The 549-nt window shown below is 69.8% G+C and carries 1 protein-coding gene; it reads right to left on the bottom strand.

The window, feature by feature from the left end; all coding sequences use genetic code 11:
* Positions 1–222 precede the first annotated feature (222 nt).
* Positions 223–549 (bottom strand): transcription antitermination factor NusB (gene nusB, locus KZA10_RS17300; protein ID WP_218683526.1); only part of this gene is annotated, 327 nt, incomplete at its 5' end.

Genomic DNA, 549 nt, shown 5'->3' with positions numbered 1-549 from the left:
ATGGTCGCGGGGCCAACCCGTGGGCCTCGCGTCCATCGCGCACGCGGAGTTCGACGCCGAGCGCGAGCGCCGTGTCGGCGTCATCGCGCGCGGAACCGAGGATGCTCCGCCAATCCGCCGCCGATCCCTCCGGAGGGGACGGATCACGGGAGAGGGACATACTGCCATCCTCTCCGGCACCGTCGACAATCACACCGCCGACAGTGCCCCGTCTCGGACGGATCAGGCGGAGCGGGCCACCCGTGCGAGGACACCGTGCACGAATGCGCCGGAGTCGTCGGTCGAGAACTCCTTCGCGAGTTCGACGGCCTCATCGATCGCGACGGCGGTCGGCACCTCGTCGTTGTACAGGATCTCCCACACCGCGATGCGCAGCAGCGCGCGGTCCACCGCGGGCATCCGCTCCAGCTTCCAGTCCCTGCTGTGCGTCGTGATCTGCTCGTCGATCTCGTCACGGGAATCGACGATGCCGTCGACGATCTCGCGCGCATAGAGCCAGGAGGCCTCACGCGCGGGCTCGCTCGCGGCGCGCTTGGCCTCGGCGGCGAG

The organism is Microbacterium sp. BF1 (genome assembly GCF_019279095.1).
Lineage (GTDB): Bacteria > Actinomycetota > Actinomycetes > Actinomycetales > Microbacteriaceae > Microbacterium > Microbacterium maritypicum.
This window is presented reverse-complemented; position numbering and strand designations above follow the sequence as displayed.